Source organism: Gordonia marina (assembly GCF_052036135.1).
In the GTDB taxonomy this organism is placed as follows: domain Bacteria; phylum Actinomycetota; class Actinomycetes; order Mycobacteriales; family Mycobacteriaceae; genus Gordonia.
The window spans coordinates 60,931-78,563 of sequence record NZ_JBPSDN010000011.1 but is presented as its reverse complement, the minus strand read 5'-3'; the positions used below and the strand labels follow the sequence as shown (position 1 = coordinate 78,563).

At 71.7% G+C, this 17,633-nt stretch carries 12 protein-coding genes; 5 read left to right on the top strand and 7 right to left on the bottom strand.

From position 1 onward, the window contains the following. Positions 1-249: 249 nt before the first annotated feature. The 5 genes from ACSEEN_RS09150 to ACSEEN_RS09130 are packed head-to-tail and all read right to left on the bottom strand — an operon-like array spanning position 250 to position 5,584. On the bottom strand, positions 250-1,329 hold the full coding sequence (locus tag ACSEEN_RS09150) for a hemolysin family protein (RefSeq protein ID WP_247867673.1): 1,080 nt from the start codon (positions 1,327-1,329) through the stop codon (positions 250-252). Further along, complete coding sequence (locus ACSEEN_RS09145) at positions 1,322-2,710, bottom strand: hemolysin family protein (protein ID WP_247867677.1); 1,389 nt, start codon at positions 2,708-2,710, stop codon at positions 1,322-1,324. The genes ACSEEN_RS09150 and ACSEEN_RS09145 overlap by 8 nt, the downstream gene beginning before the upstream one ends. Before the next feature lie 9 nt (positions 2,711-2,719). Further along, a complete protein-coding gene (gene guaB1, locus ACSEEN_RS09140; RefSeq protein WP_298441160.1) occupies positions 2,720-4,159 on the bottom strand; it encodes a GMP reductase in 1,440 nt (479 codons plus the stop codon). 45 nt (positions 4,160-4,204) lie between these two features. Then, the gene (locus tag ACSEEN_RS09135) at positions 4,205-5,143 is read right to left on the bottom strand and encodes a M56 family metallopeptidase (protein WP_247867680.1); all 939 of its coding nucleotides are present in this window, start codon (positions 5,141-5,143) and stop codon (positions 4,205-4,207) included. Positions 5,144-5,191: 48 nt separating this feature from the next. Then, entirely contained in the window at positions 5,192-5,584 is a 393-nt protein-coding gene (locus tag ACSEEN_RS09130) for a BlaI/MecI/CopY family transcriptional regulator (RefSeq protein WP_247867681.1), read from the bottom strand. Between the two features lie 269 nt (positions 5,585-5,853). Between ACSEEN_RS09130 and ACSEEN_RS09125 the strand changes: the two genes are divergently transcribed. Beyond that, positions 5,854-6,270 carry a PaaI family thioesterase gene (locus tag ACSEEN_RS09125; protein ID WP_440712997.1) on the top strand — a complete coding sequence of 139 codons (417 nt, stop codon included), beginning with the start codon at positions 5,854-5,856 and terminating at the stop codon, positions 6,268-6,270. A gap of 18 nt (positions 6,271-6,288) precedes the next feature. Here ACSEEN_RS09125 and ACSEEN_RS09120 read toward each other — a convergent pair whose 3' ends face one another. Both ACSEEN_RS09120 and ACSEEN_RS09115 read right to left on the bottom strand, forming a co-directional pair. Then, on the bottom strand, positions 6,289-7,767 hold the full coding sequence (locus ACSEEN_RS09120) for an NAD(P)/FAD-dependent oxidoreductase (RefSeq protein WP_247867687.1): 1,479 nt from the start codon (positions 7,765-7,767) through the stop codon (positions 6,289-6,291). 88 nt (positions 7,768-7,855) lie between these two features. Beyond that, a complete protein-coding gene (locus tag ACSEEN_RS09115) occupies positions 7,856-8,446 on the bottom strand; it encodes a GNAT family N-acetyltransferase (protein ID WP_371307903.1) in 591 nt (196 codons plus the stop codon). A 60-nt stretch (positions 8,447-8,506) separates the two neighbouring features. Here ACSEEN_RS09115 and ACSEEN_RS09110 point away from each other — a divergent pair, with 60 nt between their 5' ends. From ACSEEN_RS09110 to recD, 4 genes are all read left to right on the top strand, one after another. Continuing rightward, a complete protein-coding gene (locus tag ACSEEN_RS09110; protein ID WP_440712996.1) occupies positions 8,507-8,977 on the top strand; it encodes an acyl-CoA thioesterase in 471 nt (156 codons plus the stop codon). A 63-nt stretch (positions 8,978-9,040) separates the two neighbouring features. Continuing rightward, entirely contained in the window at positions 9,041-12,361 is a 3,321-nt protein-coding gene (gene recC, locus ACSEEN_RS09105; RefSeq protein WP_440712995.1) for an exodeoxyribonuclease V subunit gamma, read from the top strand. After that, positions 12,358-15,717, top strand: a complete 3,360-nt coding sequence (locus tag ACSEEN_RS09100; protein ID WP_440712994.1) for a UvrD-helicase domain-containing protein — start codon at positions 12,358-12,360, stop codon at positions 15,715-15,717. The genes recC and ACSEEN_RS09100 overlap by 4 nt, the downstream gene beginning before the upstream one ends. Beyond that, entirely contained in the window at positions 15,714-17,627 is a 1,914-nt protein-coding gene (recD, locus tag ACSEEN_RS09095) for an exodeoxyribonuclease V subunit alpha (RefSeq protein WP_440712993.1), read from the top strand. The genes ACSEEN_RS09100 and recD overlap by 4 nt, the downstream gene beginning before the upstream one ends. Positions 17,628-17,633: the final 6 nt, after the last annotated feature.

Genomic DNA, 17,633 nt, shown 5'->3' with positions numbered 1-17,633 from the left:
CGGGATTTCGTCACTTGTTGACAGCCCTTTGAGCCGACCCGAGGCTGTTTGCAGCCCTTTGAGCCGCCTCGAGGCGCTAGCCGAGGGGCGTGTCGAAAAGACCTTCTGTCGGGGGTCGTTTCGACACGGTTCGTCACTTCGTTCCTCACCGGCGGGGCGGGCTATCCGGGGTTTCGTCACTTGTTTACAGTCCTTTGAGCCGACTCGAAAAGACTCGCTGACGGCGGGGCGGGCAGGGGACACGCTCGGTCATGCCATGCGGTGGGTGGCGTCGCGGAGGTTGCCGACGAAGGCCTCGGCCAGGTCGGCGAGGGCGATCACTCCGATCAGGGTGCCCGTCTCGTCGGCGACGCCGCCCATGTGCGCGCTCTGGCGGCGCAGGACCGCCGCGGCCTCGTCGAGCGGGGTGGTGGCCGGCACCCGCGGCAGCGGCCGGATCTTGTCCCGGCCCAGCACGCTGTCCGGGCCCAGATCCTCGTCCAGGATGTCGTCGAGCACATCCTTGAGGTGCAGGTATCCGATATAGGTCCCGTCGAGTCCGAGCACCGGGAAGCGGGAGTAGCCGGTCTCCCGGACCGCACGCTCCACGTCGCCCAGCCGCGGGCCGAGGCGGCCGGTGGTGGCGCTGACCGCGGCCTGGACGGCGCGGACCCGGCTGAGCGGGATCATCACCTCGGCGACGGTCCGTTCCACGGTCTGCAGCGCGCGGGTGAGCCGCGCGTGCTCCTCGGCGTCGAGCAGTCCCAGTTCGCGGGACTCGCCGATCATCTGGGCCAGTTCGGTCTCGGTGACGGTCGACGACACCTCGTCCTTCGGCTGCACGCCGAACAGCCGGAGCGTGCCGTTGGCGAGGGCGTTGTAGAACCAGATGATCGGCCGGACCAGCCGGATGAACATCAGCTGCACCGGGATGAGCAGCATCGCGGCCCGCTCGGGGCCGGCCAGCGCGATGTTCTTCGGCACCATCTCGCCGAGCAGGATGTGCAGGATCACCACCAGGCTCAGCGCGATGACGAACGAGATCGGATGCAGCAGGCCGTGCGGGACCGACGCCCAGTGCAGCGGCTTCTCCAGCAGGTGGGCGATCGCCGGTTCGCCGACGCGGCCGAGCAGGATCGAGCAGATGGTGATGCCCAACTGCGAACCGGCCAGCATCAGGGACAGCTGTTCGGACGCCGTGATCACCGTGCGGGCGCGCTTCTTGCCGCTCTCCTCGAGAGCGACCAGGCGGTCGCGCCGCGCCGCGATGAGCGCGAATTCGGCGCCGACGAAGAAGGCGTTGGCGGCCAGCAGCACCAGGGTGAGAACCACCCCCCAGAGATCACCCACGACCGGCCTCCTCGGCGGCGGCGTCACCGGAGGCGACTTCGATCGGGGTCAGCCACACCGCATCCACGCGGCGTCCGTCCATGGCGACGACGGTCGCCCGCCACGCCGTCTCCGGCTCGTCGTCGCGGTCGACGACGAGATGACGCGGCGGCAGGTCGACGATGTCGCCCACCCGCGGGATCGCGCCGAGCAGGAACATCACCTGCCCGCCGAGCGTCTCGTAGGCGCCGTCGGGGGCGCGGTAGCCGATCGCCTCGGCCACCTCGTCGACGCGGAGCAGACCCGAGCAGCGGAATCCGTTGCCGACGCGCGTCACCTCCGACTCCTCGTCGTCGTGCTCGTCGGTCACGTTGCCGAGGATCTCCTCGATCAGGTCCTCGGAGGTCACGATGCCCGCGGTGCCGCCGTATTCGTCGACCACCACGCAGATCTCCAGGCCGTCGGCCTTGATCCGTTCCATCAGGGCGTCGCCGTCCAGGCTGTCCGGAACGCGGGTCACCGGCCGGGCCAGTGACCGCAGCGAGACGGTGGTCTGTGCGTGCGGCGGCACCGTGAACGACTGTTTGATGTGCACCACGCCGACCAGATTGTCCAGGTCGCCGTCCTCGGCGATGAGGAACCGGGAGTGCCCGGTCTGCGAGGCCGCGGACACCAGGTCGCGGACGGTGTCGCCCGGTTCCAGGGCCTGCACCCGCACGCGAGGGGTCATCAGGTCGTCGGCGTTGAGCCCGCCGAAGCGCAGCGACCGGTCCACCAGGTGGGCGGTCTCCGGATCGAGCGCGCCGCGCAACGCCGAGTTGCGGACCAGCGCGCCGAGTTCGGCGGCCGACCGGGCGGACCCGAGTTCCTCGGTCGGTTCGACGCCGAGGCGCCGCACGATCGCGTTCGCCGAGCCGTTGAGCCCGATGATCGCGGGCTTGAACACCGCCGAGAAGGCGGTCATCAGCCCGGCGGTGGCGCGGGCCACCCGCAGCGGCGCGGTGATCGCGAGATTCTTCGGGATCAGCTCACCGAGCACCATCGACAGTGAGGTCGCGATGATCAGGGCGAGCGCCAGGGACACGCCCGACGCCGCGCCGGCCGACAGCGGCAGATGTTTGAGCAGCGGGTCGAGCAGCTGCGCCAGTACCGGCTCGGCGAGGTAACCGGTGATCAGCGTGGTGATCGTGATGCCGAGCTGGGCGCCGGAGAGCTGGAACGACAGGGTGCGGTGGGCGCGGGCCACGGACCGGGCACGACGGTCCGCCGAGCGCGCGACGTCGTCGTTGACGGTCGAGCGCTCCAGCGCGGTGAGGGAGAACTCGGAGGCGACGAACAGTGCCGTGCCGAGGGTGAGGGCCAGAAAGCCGACGAGTTTGGCGAGGATCAGCGCGATCTCCACGGACAGTGGTCACCAGCCCCCGGGCAGTGGGCGGCCCTCGGCGAAGCCGGCGGCGGACTGCACGCCGAGCACCACCTTCTCGTGCAGTTCGGCGAGGTCGCGGGCGCCGGTGTAGGTGGCGGTGCTGCGCAGGCCGGCGCAGATGTGGTCGATCAGGTCCTCGACGCTCGGGCGTTCCGGGTCGATCCGGATGCGCGAGGACGAGATACCCTCCTCGAACAGCGCCTTGCGGGCCCGGTCGTAGGCCTCGTCGGCCGACGACCGCGCCGCCACCGCGCGCTTGGAGGCCATGCCGAAGCTGACCTTGTACTCGCCGGAGGCGTCGGTGTGCAGATCGCCGGGGGACTCGTAGGTGCCGGCGAACCAGGAGCCGATCATCACGTTCGACGCCCCGGCGGCGATCGCCAGCGCCACGTCGCGCGGATGACGTACGCCGCCGTCCGCCCAGACCGCCGCGTCGAGTTCGCGGGCCGCGGCCGCGCAGTCGGCGACGGCGGAGAACTGCGGCCGCCCGACGCCGGTCATCATCCGGGTGGTGCACATCGCGCCGGGTCCGACGCCGACCTTGACGATCGATGCTCCCGCGTCGACCAGGTCTTTCGCTCCCTGCGCGGACACCACGTTGCCGGCGGCGATCGGCACGCCGAGATCGGCCTGCGCCACCGCGGCCAGCGCGGTGAGCATCTTGGCCTGGTGGCCGTGCGCGGTGTCGACCACCAGCAGGTCGGCGCCGGCGTCGACCAGCGCCCGCGCTTTGCCGACGACGTCGCCGTTGATGCCGACCGCGGTGGCGATCCGCAGCCGGTCGTGGGCGTCGACGTTCGGCCGGTAGATGCCGGCGCGCAGCGCGCCCACCCGGGTCAGTACGCCGGTGAGGCGTCCGTCGGCGTCGACCAGGACGGCGAGGCCGGTGTTGGCCTCGGTCAGCGTGTCGAACACGGTGCGCGGGTCGGTGGTGTCCGGCAGCAGCACGCCGATCGGCGTCATCGCCGACCGCAGATCGCTGAACATGTCGACGTCCGGGCCCGGCTGGGCGCGCGGTACCAGCCCGATCGGGCGGCCGTCGTCGTCGACCACCACGGCGCAGCCGTGCGCGCGCTTGGGTATCAGCGCCTGGGCGTGGGCCATCAGATCACCGGGCCCGAGAACCACCGGGGTGTCGGCGACCAGGTGCCGCGACTTGACGAACGCGATGGTGTCCGACGCGGCCTCGATCGGCACGTCCTGCGGCAGCACCACGAGACCGCCGCGGCGCGCCACCGTCTCGGCCATCCGCTTCCCGGCGATCGCGGTCATGTTGGCCACCACCAGCGGCACGGTGGTGCCGGTGCCGTCGTGGGTGGCGATGTCGACGTCGAACCGCGAGGCCAGCTCGGAGCGGTTCGGGACGATGAAGAGGTCGTCGTAGGTGAGGTCGTGATCGGGCTGGTGCCCGTCGAGGAAGCGCACAGGGAACTCTTTCGGTGGGTGCTTCGGCGTGTGTCGGGTGGATGTTCAGTGCGAGACGAGGCGCTGCAACTCGGTGAGCCACGGGATGACGACGGCCAGCGTCGGCACCACCAGCAGGGCCGCGGCCAGCGTGTAGGCGGTGACCGAGATCCGGCGGCGGCGATCCTGCGGACCGATCAGCCGGCGTACGCGGGTGATCGTGGTGGGACCGCCCACGGCCATCGCGCCGCGCGGGGCGGTCGCGTCGGCGCAGGCGACGAGGGCACGGCCCACGGTGGTGCGACCGGTCACCCGGACGGCCTGATCGTCGGCCAGCGCCTCGGCCAGCAGTTCGACGGCGCTCAGCGCCGAGCGGGACCGCACGAATCGGGGGAATGCCGCATGCAGGGCGATGAAGGCCTCCAGCACCAGGTCGTGCCGGGCGCGCAGGTGGGCGCGCTCGTGCTCGATCACCGCGGCCAGTTCGTCGGCGGACAGCCGCGCGAGGACGCCCTCGGACAGCACCACCCGCGAGCGGAGCCCGGGCAGGCAGTAGGCCATCGGGACGGGGACGTCGAGCACCCGGATGTCGGCGCCGGCGTGCCGATGCAGGTCCACCCGGTCGACCAGGTCGATGAGGGTGCGGTGGCGCCGGCGGCGGGCCCGGGTGCGGGCGCCGATCCGCATCACGGTGACGGTCAGGCGCACCCCGATCACCAGAGTGGCGGCGAAGACCAGCATGTACACCGACCAGGTGAACCAGCCGAGCCGGTGGAGTTCGGCGCCGAGCGTGGTGGTGGGGGTGCCGTCGGGACCGGGGGCGAGCAGGTTGGCGGCGATCGCCAGGCCGGTGCTGAACGCGGAGAGCACGGCGGCCAGTGCGATGGACTGCCAGAGGGTCATCGCGGCGCGGGGCGCGTACAGCGGCCACTCCGCGCGGGCGAGGGCTTCTGGGATCGGACCGACCAGCGCAACGGTGAGGATGCCGAACAGCAGCGCGGTCATCGAGGTTCCTTGCGGGTCTGGCGGACGTCGGTCGGGTCCAGCCTACCCTCAGCCGAGGGCGCGCTCGGCGGCTTCGAGTTCGTCGAGCGCCTCGCGCAGGGCCGCGGCCTCGTCGGCGCCGACACGGCCGACGAAGGAGACGAGGGCGGCGTGCCGGGAATCGGGGGCATCGGCGGCGCGCAGCGCGTCGACCATGAGGCTGGCGACCAGGTCCTCACGCGGGCGCGTCGCGGTGTAGCGATGGGCGCGGTCGTCGCGGATCTGCGTGACCAGATCCTTCTTCGCCAGACGCTGCAGGACGGTCATCACCGTCGTGTACGCGAGCGTCCGGGTCTTGGCCAGCTCGGCGTGCACCTGCCGCACGGTCTGCGGGGTCGGCGACGCCCACAGCGTGTCCATCACGGCGCGCTCAAGATCTCCGAGTCCGTTCATCTTCTTCATTCTACGCCCGCTCCCACATTCTGATTCCGGTCGTCCTCTCATCTAACGGACGACGGCCGCCAGGTGTTCCCGGCCGGCCGGCGAACCGTTGACCTCGGCGTTCCCGCCGGAGTTGACACCGAGGTAAGGCTAGCCTACATTATCTCTCAGGGATCGCGAGAGTGTCCTGAGGGCTGCAGAGACCCCCGATCCTCACACGGTGATGACCCCCGGTGCATTCGCACCGGGGGTCATCACCGCTTCACGGCCGGGGTGTCTACGCTCGGTGCATGGGAAACGAATCAGTCGCGGAATTCGGTGGCAGGGGACTCGACGGCCTGCTCGGCCTGCAGATCAGCGAGGCGAGCCGGGACGGGGTACGGGCCACCTTGGAGATCAGGCCCGACCACCACCAGCCGTTCGGCATCGTGAACGGCGGGGTGTACTGCGCGGTCGCCGAGAGCACCGCGAGTATCAGTGGCTACTGCTGGTTACAGGAGACCGGCATGGGCGGCGCGGCCGTCGGCGCCAACAACAGCACCGACTTCCTGCGTTCGATCAGCGAGGGCACGCTGCACATCAGCACCACGCCGATCCACCGCGGACGCCGTCAGCAGCTGTGGCAGGTCGACATGACCGACGGCGACGGCCGCCTGCTCGCTCAGTCGCGGGTGCGGCTGCAGAACATCGAACTGCCCGAGGGCTGAGGCCCCGGGCGGCCCGGCTCAGGCTTCCTTGGCGGTTTCCTTGGCCGGGGCCTCGTCGGCGACCGACTTCTCCAGTTCCTTGGCCACGGCGATCGGGTCCTCGTTGTCGCGCTCGGCCTGCGAGAGCCGCAGCCGCTCGAGGTAGCTGAGCTCGTTGAGCGCCGAGCGGGCGTAGACCTGCTGCTCGGTGATCGCCAGCTGGGTGCGCCCGCGCGTGGTGAACGAGAAGAACCAGTTGACCAGCGTGTTCAATCGGTTGCGGTAGCCCACCAGATACACCAGGTGCAGAGCGAGCCAGCCGAGCCACGCGAAGTAACCCTCGGTCTCGAACTTCTTCTTGGTGCCCGGGATCGGCACCTGCATCACGGCGCTGAACCGGGAGACGGTCGCCATCGAGCCCTTGTCGAAGTATTTGAACGGCTTGCGCTGATCCGGCGTCTGGCCGTGCTTCAGCTCGGCCAGGATCGCGTCGGCGGCGTACCGGCCGCCCTGGATCGCGCCCTGCGCCACCCCGGGCACACCGTCGACGGCCATCATGTCGCCGACGACGAAGATGTTCGTGTGGTCGGCGACGGTCAGGTCCGGACCCACCTTGACCCGGCCGGCCCGGTCGAGTTCGACGCCGGTCTTGTCGCGCAACACCTCGCCGAGGGCGCTCGCCTGCACACCCGCCGACCACACCTTGCACTGGCTCTCGATGCGGCGCTCGGTGCCGTCCTTGTCCTTCACGACGAGACCGTCGTAGTCCAGGTCGACCACCATGGCGCCGAGCTGGATCTCCACCCCGAGCTTCTCCAGCCGCTTCGACGCCTTGGCGCCGAGCTTGGGGCCGAACGGCGCCAGCACGGCCGGAGCGGCGTCGAGCAGGATGACGCGGGCCTTGGTCGGGTCGATGTTGCGGAAGGCGCCCTTCAGGGTCTTGTCGCTCATCTCGGCGATCTGGCCGGCCATCTCGACGCCGGTCGGGCCGGCGCCGACGACCACGAAAGTCATCAGCTTCTCCTGCTCGGCCGGATCGTCGGAGAGTTCGGCCTGCTCGAAGGCGCCGAGGATACGGCCGCGCAGCTCGAGGGCGTGGTCTATGGTCTTCATGCCGGGCGCGTACTCGGCGAACTGGTCGTTGCCGAAGTACGACTGGTCAGCGCCCGCGGCGATGATGAGATCGTCGTACCGGGTCTCGGTGATGCGCTCGAGGAGCTGGCTGCGCACCACCTGCTGCTCGACGTCGATGTCGAAGACCTCGCCGAGCAGCACCCGGGTGTTCTTCTGCTTCTCCAGCACCACGCGGGTCGCCGGCGCGATCTCACCCTCGGCGACGATGCCGGTCGCGAGTTGGTACAGCATCGGCTGGAAGAGGTGCGTCGTGGTCTTGGCGATCAGCGTGACGTCGACGTCCTTCGCCTTCTTCAGGCGCTGGGCCGCGAACAACCCGCCGAACCCCGATCCGACGATGACGACCTGACGGCGAGTCGTACCGGTGGCGGGGGCGTTGGTCATCGAAACTCCTGGTGGCTGTGGGTTCAGGGTGCATGACGGACGGTACGGGTGGCCGGCCGCGGCGGCAATCGCTGTCGATCGCAGTCTCTCACGCTAGCGCGCGCGTGTCAGGCCGTCGTATCAGCACCCGGCCGCGGCCGCGGGTGGCCTGCCACTGCTCCCGCAGGATCTCGTATTCGACGACGGCATCCGGGCCGGTCAGGTCGACCGCGGCGCTGTCCGCGGCCAGCCGCATCCCCAGCTTCTCCATGACCCGGACCGAGGCCGTGTGCACCACGTGGGTGCCGGCGAAGATCCGGGTGGTGGGGGTCTGGGTGAACATCATCGCGATCAGCGCGTTCGCCGCCTCGGCCGCGTATCCCCGGCCCCAGGCGTCGCGCGGCAGCCGATAACTCAGCTCGAGTTCGTCGGTGCCGCCGTGCCGGGGTGTGCGCAACTGAATCCAGCCGGCGAAGGCCTCGTCGTCGCCGAGAGGGGACAGCAGCCACATTCCGGTGCCGTACTCGCGGTGCTGCGCCTGCATCCGCGGGATCACCCAGTCGGCGATCGTCGCGCGGCCGGTGGCCGGTCCGCCGCTGACGAAACGCATCACCTCGGGATCGGCGTCGAGGCGGGTGAGCAGGTCGACATCGGCGGGGGTGACCGGCCGCAGGCGCAGCCGGCGGGTGTGGAGCAGCACCTGATCCACAGTAGCGGCCGGGCGCGGTCGCCGGGCGGGGGTTCGATAGCGTTTCCCGATGTGTCGGAGACGTCGTCGGTAAACCCCCAATCCGGAAACCTCGAGCCCGGTGTCACCACGGTCCAGATCGCCCTCCGCTGGGGCGACATGGATGCGCTGGGGCACGTCAACAACGTGCAGATCGCCCGTCTCTTCGAGGAGGCGCGGGTGCGGGCCATGTCGGGCTGGTTCGGCGGTGAGCGCCCGGCCGAGTTCGTGACGCTGCTGGCCCGGCAGGAGATCGAGTTCGCGGCGGTGCTGCACTACTCGGGCCGTCCGGTGACCTGCGAGTTGTGGGTCTCGCGGATCGGCGGCAAGTCGTACGACCTGGGCTGCCGGCTGACCGACGCCGACGGCGGCGTGAGCGCGCTGTGCGAGACCACCCTCGCCGTCGTGGACATGGCGAGCGGCCGGTCGCGGGAGATCCCGGAGGCCATGCGCACCGTGCTCGAGGCCCACCTCGGTGAACCGGTTCCGTTCCGCAGGCGATGACGCCCGCCGGGATTGTCGGACCCCGTCGATAGTATCGGCGACGAGGTGAGAGGGGGATCGACGATGCTGACCGTTCATCGTGGTGAGAACGCCGGCGTGCTGGCCGACGTACTCGCCGAACAGCTCGCGGTGCCGCTCGCCGATCCGATGGCCACCGAGGTGGTGTCGGTACCCGCGTACGGCATGCAGCGGTGGTTGCAGCAGCGGCTCGCGACGCGACTCGGGACGGGCACGGGCGGGGACGGGATCGCCGCGAACATCGACTTCACCGCGCCCACGGCGCTGTTGCGGCGGGTCGTCGTGGGGATCTCCGACGATCCGGAGGCCGCCGAGCACTGGTACACCGACGCCCTGGTGTGGCCGGTGCTGCGGGTCCTCGACGCCCATCTGGGCGCCCCCGAACTGGAGGTGCTGGCCGGTCACCTGCGCGGGCGCGGCCGCCGCTTCGCCGCGGCCGCCACCATCGCCCGGCTGCTCGGTGACTACGGCTGGCAGCGGCCGGCGATGCTGGCCGACTGGTCGGCGCATCGGGACACCGACGGCGCCGGCCGCCCGCTGCCGGAGCCGCTGCGCTGGCAGCCGTGGCTGTGGCGGCTGGTGCGCGAGGAGGTGGGGCAGCCGCATCTGGCCGAGCAACTGGACGACGTCGCCGGCCGATTGCGATCCGACCCGGGCGCGGTCGATCTGCCGCCGCGGTTCGCGCTGTTCGGACCCGTCCGGCTGCCGGAGTCGTTGCGGGTGGTGCTGCACGCGCTCGCCGCCGGGCGCGAGGTGTCGCTCTATCTCCCGCATCCGTCCGACGCGCTGTGGCAGGCGGTCGCGGCGCGGCCGGTCACGGTCCCGCGGCCGCGGGAATCGGGATCGAGACACCGCGGGGCGCATCCGCTGCTGGCGGCGCTGTCGCGGGACGTCGTCGAACTGCAGGAGGTGCTGGCACCGTCGATCGGTGACGACGTCCACCACCCGGAGTCGCCGGCGGCGGCACCGGCGACGCTGCTCACCGCGGTGCGGTCCGGGTTGCGCGAGGATGCCGTCGGGCCGGCCACGGGTCTGCCGGCCTCCGACGACTCGCTGGAGATCCACGCCTGTCACGGGCCGGAACGGCAGGTCGAGGTGCTGCGGGACCGGCTGCTCCGCCTGTTCGACGATCATCGCGATCTGGAGCCGCGCGATGTGCTCGTCGTGTGCCCCGATGTCGAGACCTTCGCGCCGCTGATCGCCGGGGCGTTCGGGCGGCACGAGCAGGACCATCCGGGGTCGGCGCTGCGGGTCCGCCTTGCCGACCGCGGGCTCGCCGAGACCAACGAGGTCCTCGACGTGCTCGATCATGTTCTGTCGCTGGCGGCCGGGCGCGTGCGATCCGGTGATCTCCTCGACCTCATCGCCCTGCCCGCGGTGCGGCGCCGTTTCGCGTTCACCGACGACGACCTCGACACCCTCGCCGGATGGATCGAGAGGTCGGGCATCCGCTGGGGCATCGACGGCACCCAGCGCGACCGTTTCGGGCTCGCCGGTTTCCCACAGGGCACCGCGGTGGCCGGGCGGGACCGCATCCTGCTCGGGGTGCTCGCCGAGGAGGCCGAGAATCAGTGGCTCGGCGTCGGACTGCCGCTGGAGGGCATCGACTCGACCAAGATCGACCTGGCCGGGCGGTTCGCCGAGTTGATCGACCGGCTCGGCACGCTGCTCGGCGCCGCGGACGGATCGCACCCGGCGCGCGAGTGGGCCGAACTGCTGACCGGGGCGGTGGACCGGCTGACCGAACCCGACCGCGAGACCCAGTGGCAGCGGGCGCAGGCGATCGGCATGCTCACCGACGCGCTCGCCTCACCGGGGGCCGCAGCGGTCGATCTCGATCTCACCGACGTGCGCGATCTGATGCGCGGGCTGCTCGCCGCCCGGCCGTCGCGCACCAACTTCGGCACCGGCGAACTGACCGTCACCTCACTGGCGCCGATGCGCTCGGTGCCGCACCGTGCGGTGATCCTGCTCGGGCTCGACGCCGAGGTCTTCCCACGCACGAGCGTGGTCGACGGCGACGACGTGCTGGCACGCGTCCCGCTGGTCGGCGAGCGCAACCGCCGCGACGAGGACCGGCAGATCTTCCTCGACGCCCTCACCGCGGCGACCGATCACCTGCTGATCTTCTACACCGGCTCCGATCCGGTCACCGGCGCGACGGTCCCGCCCCCGGCCGTGGTCGCGGACCTGATCGAGACCGCCGGCCGCGTGCGGCCGGGGTCGCCGGGAATCGTTCAGCGCCACACCCTGCACGCCTTCGACGAGCGGAACTTCACCGCGCACGACGGGGCGGCGCCGGCGAGCTACGACGCCCGCCTGCTCCCCGGTGCCCGGGCGCTGAGCGGGCTCGTCGCGTCCGGCGACCTGGGCGAACCGGGCCCGCGGCTGGCGGACGCCGTCCTGCCGCCGGCACCCGACGGCGACATCGACCTGGACGACCTGATCGACTTCCTCGCCTCGCCGCTGGAACGCTTCGTGCGGCAACGGCTCGGCGCGGTGCTGCCGGAGAGCGCCGAGACGCATCCCGATCAGCTCGACGTCACCCTCGACGGCCTGCAGGCGTGGAAGATAGGCGATCGCTACCTGCGGGCGTTCCTGCGCGGCGAGGATCCGCGGGTCCTCGGCGGTGCCGAGCTGCGGCGCGGCACGCTGCCCCCGTTCGCGCTCGGCACGGCTGCGCTGCGCCCCATCGAGGAGAACGCGCGCGCCATCGGGGTGGCGGCACAGTCGCAGCAGGCCGGCGATCCCGACACCGTCGACGTCGTGGTGCGGTTGCGCGGCGGCCGCCGCCTCTACGGCACCGTGGGCGACGTGTTCGGCGACAAGCTGGTGGCGGTCAACTACTCCAAACTCGCCCCCAAACACCGGCTGGAGGCGTGGATCCGGCTGCTGGCGATCGCCGCGGGCGCGGCGCGTCCGGTGCGCGAGGCGGTGGTGATCGGGGCGCCGTTCGGGTCGGAATCGGGGGCATCGCTGCGCCGGCTGACCCGTCCGGACGACGCCGAAGCGTTACTCGGTGTGCTGGTCGCCATCCGTGACGCCGGACTGCGTGGCCCGCTGTGGCTGCCGCCGCGCGTGGCCGAGGCGGCTGCGGGATCGTACGGCCGGGCGCAGCGCGTGCCGAGTGCGATGGCCCGGGTGCGCGGACTGAAGGAGTGGATGTACCGCGACCGATACACCGGTCTGGTGGTATTCGACGATCCGGCGCGGCTGCCGTCGATCGACGAGTTGATGGACCTCGACGAGGTTCCGCTGTTCGGCGACCTGGATCCGGTCCTGCCCGCGATCGACGGCGCGAACCGTTTTCTGCGGTTGTCCGAGGCGGCCTACGGACCGCTGCTGCGGCACGAGGGGAACCGATGAGCGATTTCGATCCATGCGGCGAGCTGCCGACCAGGACGGTGGTCCTGGAGGCGAGTGCCGGCACCGGCAAGACCTACGCGATCGTGTCACTGGCGCTGCGCTACCTCGCCGCCGGCGTACCGGTCGAGCGGCTGCTCATGGCGACCTTCTCCAACGCCGCGTCCAACGAACTGCGTGACCGTACGCGCAGCCGCATCGCCGAGGCCGTCGCCGCGCTGGAGCAGCCCGGCGTTCCGGTCGGCGACGAGGTGATCGCGGCGCTGCGGGAGGGAAGCCCGGCCGAGGTCGCGCTCCGGCGCGACCGGCTCGCCGTCGCGCTCAGCGATTTCGACGTCGCGACCGTCGCCACCACGCATACCTTCTGCAACCGGATGCTCGCCGCGCTCGGGTTCCTCGGCGAGCGCGCGCAGGAGTACCCGATCGTGGAGAACGTCGACGATCTGGTCGCCGAACTCGCCCGCGATCTGTATCTGTCGGAGTTCGCCGGGGGCACGGGCGGCGCGCCGTCACCCGAGGCGGTCGAGGCGGTCGCGGTGGCGGCGGTGGCGCAGACACGGGTGCCCCTGGTCCCGGACGAGGATGAGGCCGACGAGGCGGCGCGGGTCCGCGTCGAACTCGCGCGCGCGGCGCGCGACCGGATCGCCGAGCGCAAACGGCTCGCGCGGCTCCGCACGTACGACGACCTGCAGAACACGCTGTGCGCCATCGTCTCCGATCCCGGGATCGGGCCGGCCGCCTGTGCGCGCATCCGCGAGCAGTTCTCGGTGGTGCTGATCGACGAGTTCCAGGACACCGATCCAGAGCAGTGGGAGATCGTGCGGACGTGTTTCGCCGGTCATCTGCCGCTGGTGCTGGTCGGCGATCCGAAGCAGTCCATCTACGCGTTCCGGGGCGCCGAGGTGCTCAGCTACCTGAACGCGGTGACCGAGGCGGGCGAGGTGCGGCGGCTGGCGACCAACTGGCGATCGGACCAGCCGCTCGTCGATGCGCTCGGCACCCTGTTCGCCGGCGCGGCGTTCGGCGACCGTCGGATCGCCGCCCAGCCGGTCGCCGCACGACAGGAGACCTCGCGGCTGCACGCCGCGCAGCCGTCGGCCGGGCCGGTGCCCGCGCTGCGGATGCGCGTCTTCCTGGAACGCGACTTCCCCGACTGCGAGGGGGCACCGTCGGTCGGCGTGCTGCGCAAGCGGGTGATCGCCGATGTCGCCGACGATGTGGCCGCCACACTGTCGTCGGGGCTGCTCATCGACGACGACGCCGCGCCCTCCGGGCGGCGGCCGGTGGAACCGGGGGACATCGCGATCCTGGTGCGCACGAACGTCACCGTCGAGCCGTTGCAGGAAGCTCTCGCCGGTCGCGGCGTGTCGTCGGTGGTGCGCTCGGGCACGTCGATCTTCAAGACCGCCGCCGCCCGCCACTGGTGGTACGTACTCGGTGCCGTCGAGCAGCCGTCGCGGTCCACGCGGGTGCGGCTGGCGGCGCTGACCCCGCTGGTCGGCCTGACCGCGGACCGGCTCGACGCCGGTGGCGACGAACTCACCGGCCGACTGGCCGCGATCTTCGCCGAGCTCGGCCGGATCTTCGCCGAGAGCGGGTTCGCGGCCATGGCGGCGAGCCTGTTCGAGCGCTTCCGCACCGAGGAACGCCTGCTCGCGGGACGCGGCGGCGAACGACTGCTCACCGACCTGCGACAGCTCTCCGACCTGAGCAACGGGCGGGCGTCGTCCGGCCCGTCCGGGCTGGCCTCGCTCGTCGCGTGGCTCGGGGAGCAGATCGACGACAGCTCGCGGCTGCGGCACGGCGGCGCCCAGACCAGGCGGCTCGATCGCGACACCCGCGCCGTCCAGATCATGACCGTGCACGCCAGCAAGGGACTGGAGTTCCCCATCGTGTACCTGCCGTTCGGCTGGGACGGCGCGGCCAACCCCAGTCCGGAGACCTTCACCTTTCACGACGGCGGGGTCCGGATGCTCGACGTCGGCGGCCAGGGCGCGCCCGGGCGCGGCCGGCGGGAGGCGCTCGCGCTCACCGAGGAGGCCGGGGAAGACCTGCGGCTGCTGTATGTCGCACTGACCCGGGCCCGGTCGCAGGCCGTCGTGTGGTGGGGGCCGAGCTTTCCCACCGAGCGCGGGCCGCTGCACCGGCTGCTGTTCACCGCCCCCGACCGCGCCCGCGCGGTCGCCGCTGGTCTCGGGCCGCAGGCCGTGCCGGAGCGGGTCGAGCTGCCGTCGGACATGGAGACGGTGATGACGCTGCGGTCCGTCGCCGAGTCGTCGGCCGCGCCGATCGCCGTCGAGACGGCGGTGCGGGACGCGCCGGTGTCGTGGCGGCGGCCGGCCGACGGCGGATCGGCGCCGGAACTGGGCGTCGCGACCTTCACCCGGCGCATCGACCAGGAATGGCGACGGACGTCGTACTCGGCGATCGTGCACGATGCTCACACCCGTGTGCTCGGGGCCGAGCCGGCCGCCGCCCCCGTCGCGGCCGAGGACGGCTTCCTCGACGACGAACCGGAGGAGACCGATGCCGCTGAGCTGGTGGTGGCCGCCGAATCCTCGTCGGACGGGATGCCGTCGCTGATGAACGGGCTGCCGTTCGGCGCGGGCTTCGGCACGCTCGTGCACGAGGTCCTGGAACACGTCGACACCTCCGCACCGGACCTCGCCGCGCACGTACGGCTGCGCACCGCGGAGGGTGCCGCGCACCGCGGTGTCGACATCGACGTCGATCAGCTCGCGGCGGCGTTGCTGGGCGTATTGACCACACCGCTCGGCTTCGGCGACCTGGCGGGTGTCCCACCCGCCGACCGGCTCGCCGAACTCGACTTCGAGATCCCGCTCGCACCACCGGGTTTCGGCCTCGACGCGGTCGGGGATCTACTCGCCGAACACCTGCCGCCGGACGACCCGCTCGCCGACTACGCGGACCTGGTGCGGGAGGTCTCCGACCAGCGCTTCCGCGGGTTCCTCACCGGCAGCATCGACTCGGTGCTGCGGATCGCGGGGGAGAGATTCGTGATCGTCGACTACAAGACCAACCGTCTCCGGCCGGGTGAACTGACCGTCGAGGACTTCGGCACCGCGGCGATGGCCGCGGAGATGATGGCTGCGCACTACCCGCTGCAGGCGCTGCTCTACTCGGTGGCGCTGCACCGCTACCTGCGATGGCGGCTGCCCGGGTACCGGCCGGAGCGTCACCTCGGACCGGTGCAATATCACTTCGTGCGCGGCATGGCCGGCCCCGACACCCCGCCCGGCTGCGGCGTGTTCGAGTGGCATCCGCCGGCCGCCCTGGTCGTCGCGCTGTCGGACCTGCTCGCTAACTGCCGGTCGAGCGAAGTCGAGACCACCCGATGACCGCCCAGATCGTCGCCGCCGAGACCGGCGTTCTCCGCGTCTTCAACGAGGCCGGGGTCTTCGCCGCCGCCGACGTACACGTCGCGCGGCGCGTCGCCGCGCTGAGCGGCGCCCGGATCGGCGACGACGAACTGATCGCCCTCGCGCTCGCGGTGCGCGCGGTGCGCACCGGCTCCACCTGCGTGCAGCTGCGCCGCATCACCGAGATCGTTCCCGACGAGCCGATCGGGGACGACGACGCCGCTGAGCCGCCGATCGAGCTGCCCTGGCCGGATCCGGACGCGCTGGAAGCGGCGCTTCGGGAGTCGCCGCTGGTGCGCGGCTGCCCGAGCGGCCCGCTGCGCCCGCTGGCGCTCGTCGACTCGGCCGACGGCCCGCTGCTCTACCTGCGGAAGTACTTCCGGCAGGAGGAGAGCATCCGGGAGATCCTGGCGCGCCGTCGCAGCGGCCACCCTGACGTCGACCCGCGTGTGCTCACCGCGGCTCTCGACACCGCCTTCGGCCCGGAGGACGCGGACGCGTACGACAGGCAGCGCGCCGCGGCGGCGCTCGCGGCGACGTCGTGGACCACGGTGCTCGCCGGTGGCCCCGGCACCGGCAAGACGTACACGGTCGCGCGGATCCTGGCGGTGATGGAGTCGGTCCTCGGCAGCGACGTCCGGATCGGTCTGTGCGCGCCGACGGGTCGTGCGGCGGCGCAGATGCAGTCCGCGATCAACGACTACCGGGCCGAGGCGGGTGTGCTCGCCGGGGCGCCGACCGCCGTCACCGTGCACCGGCTGCTCGGCTGGCGACCGGACGGCACCTACGGGCGCGGGCCCGGCAACCGGCTCCCGTACGACGTCGTGGTCGTCGACGAGACGTCGATGATGGCGGTCACCATGATGAGCCGCCTCCTCGAATCGCTCCGCGAGGACACCCGGCTGATCCTGGTCGGCGACCCGCACCAGCTCGTGTCGGTCGACGCCGGTGCGGTGCTGGCGGATCTGGTCGATCGTGAGCGGACCGGTGGGGCGTTGCCGCCGTCGTTCCGCGCCGTCGCCGCGCCGGAGGGGCACTTCACCGAGGCGGAGACGGCGGCGCTGGCCGACGGGGTGATCACGCTGCGGCGCGGGCACCGCTACCACGGGCAGATCTCCGAGGTGGCCGCCGCGATCAACGCCGGGGATGCCGATCGCGTCGTCGAGTTGGTGACGGCACCCGCCGATTCCGCAGTGGAGGGTGGCCGCGTGGTGTTGCTCGATCCCGAGGATCTGGACCGCGTGCGGCGCCAGGTGTCGTCGTGGGCGAGGGATCTGCGGGCCGCCGCCCGCGACGGTGATGCGGAGGCGGCGCTGCGGGCGCTGGTCACCCATCGGGTGCTGTGCGCGCACCGTGACGGCCGGTACGGCGTGTCGGGCTGGTCGCGGCGGATCACCGGCTGGATCGCCGAGGATCTGCGTGAACCGCTGCCGCTGGACGGCTGGTACGCGGGGGAGCCGTTGCTGGTCAACGCGAACGACCCCACGCACCGCATCTTCAACGGCGACTCCGGTGTCGTGATCGACGACGGCGACAACACGGAGGGCGGGGGCCTGCGAGTGGCGTTCGCCCGCGGTGGCGAGGTGGTGCGTCTGCATCCGAGTCAGGTGGCCGACGCGTCGCCGGTGTACGCGATGACGATCCACCGCAGTCAGGGCAGCCAGTTCGGCGCGGTGACCGTCGTGCTGCCCGACGCCGGGGCCGAACTCCTGACGCGGGAACTGCTGTACACCGCGGTGACCCGCGCCCGAAACACCGTCTACATCGTGGGTACCACCGAGGCGCTGCGGGCGGCCGTCGGCCGTCGCGTCCAGCGGGCGTCGGGACTGCGCTCCGCGGTCCACGAGATCGCCGCCTCCACCGGTGGAGGCGCCCCCGACGCCGGTTGAGCGGCC

Excerpts from the sequence above, each read along its gene's own strand:
- ACSEEN_RS09135 (WP_247867680.1), bottom strand. The coding sequence starts at position 5,143 with ATGACCGCGCTGCTGTTCGGCATCCTCACCGTTGCGCTGGTCGGTCCG.
- recC (WP_440712995.1), top strand. The coding sequence starts at position 9,041 with ATGCTGACCGTTCATCGTGGTGAGAACGCCGGCGTGCTGGCCGACGTA.
- ACSEEN_RS09120 (WP_247867687.1), bottom strand. The coding sequence starts at position 7,767 with ATGACCAACGCCCCCGCCACCGGTACGACTCGCCGTCAGGTCGTCATC.
- ACSEEN_RS09100 (WP_440712994.1), top strand. The coding sequence starts at position 12,358 with ATGAGCGATTTCGATCCATGCGGCGAGCTGCCGACCAGGACGGTGGTC.
- ACSEEN_RS09130 (WP_247867681.1), bottom strand. The coding sequence starts at position 5,584 with ATGAAGAAGATGAACGGACTCGGAGATCTTGAGCGCGCCGTGATGGAC.
- recD (WP_440712993.1), top strand. The coding sequence starts at position 15,714 with ATGACCGCCCAGATCGTCGCCGCCGAGACCGGCGTTCTCCGCGTCTTC.
- ACSEEN_RS09125 (WP_440712997.1), top strand. The coding sequence starts at position 5,854 with ATGGGAAACGAATCAGTCGCGGAATTCGGTGGCAGGGGACTCGACGGC.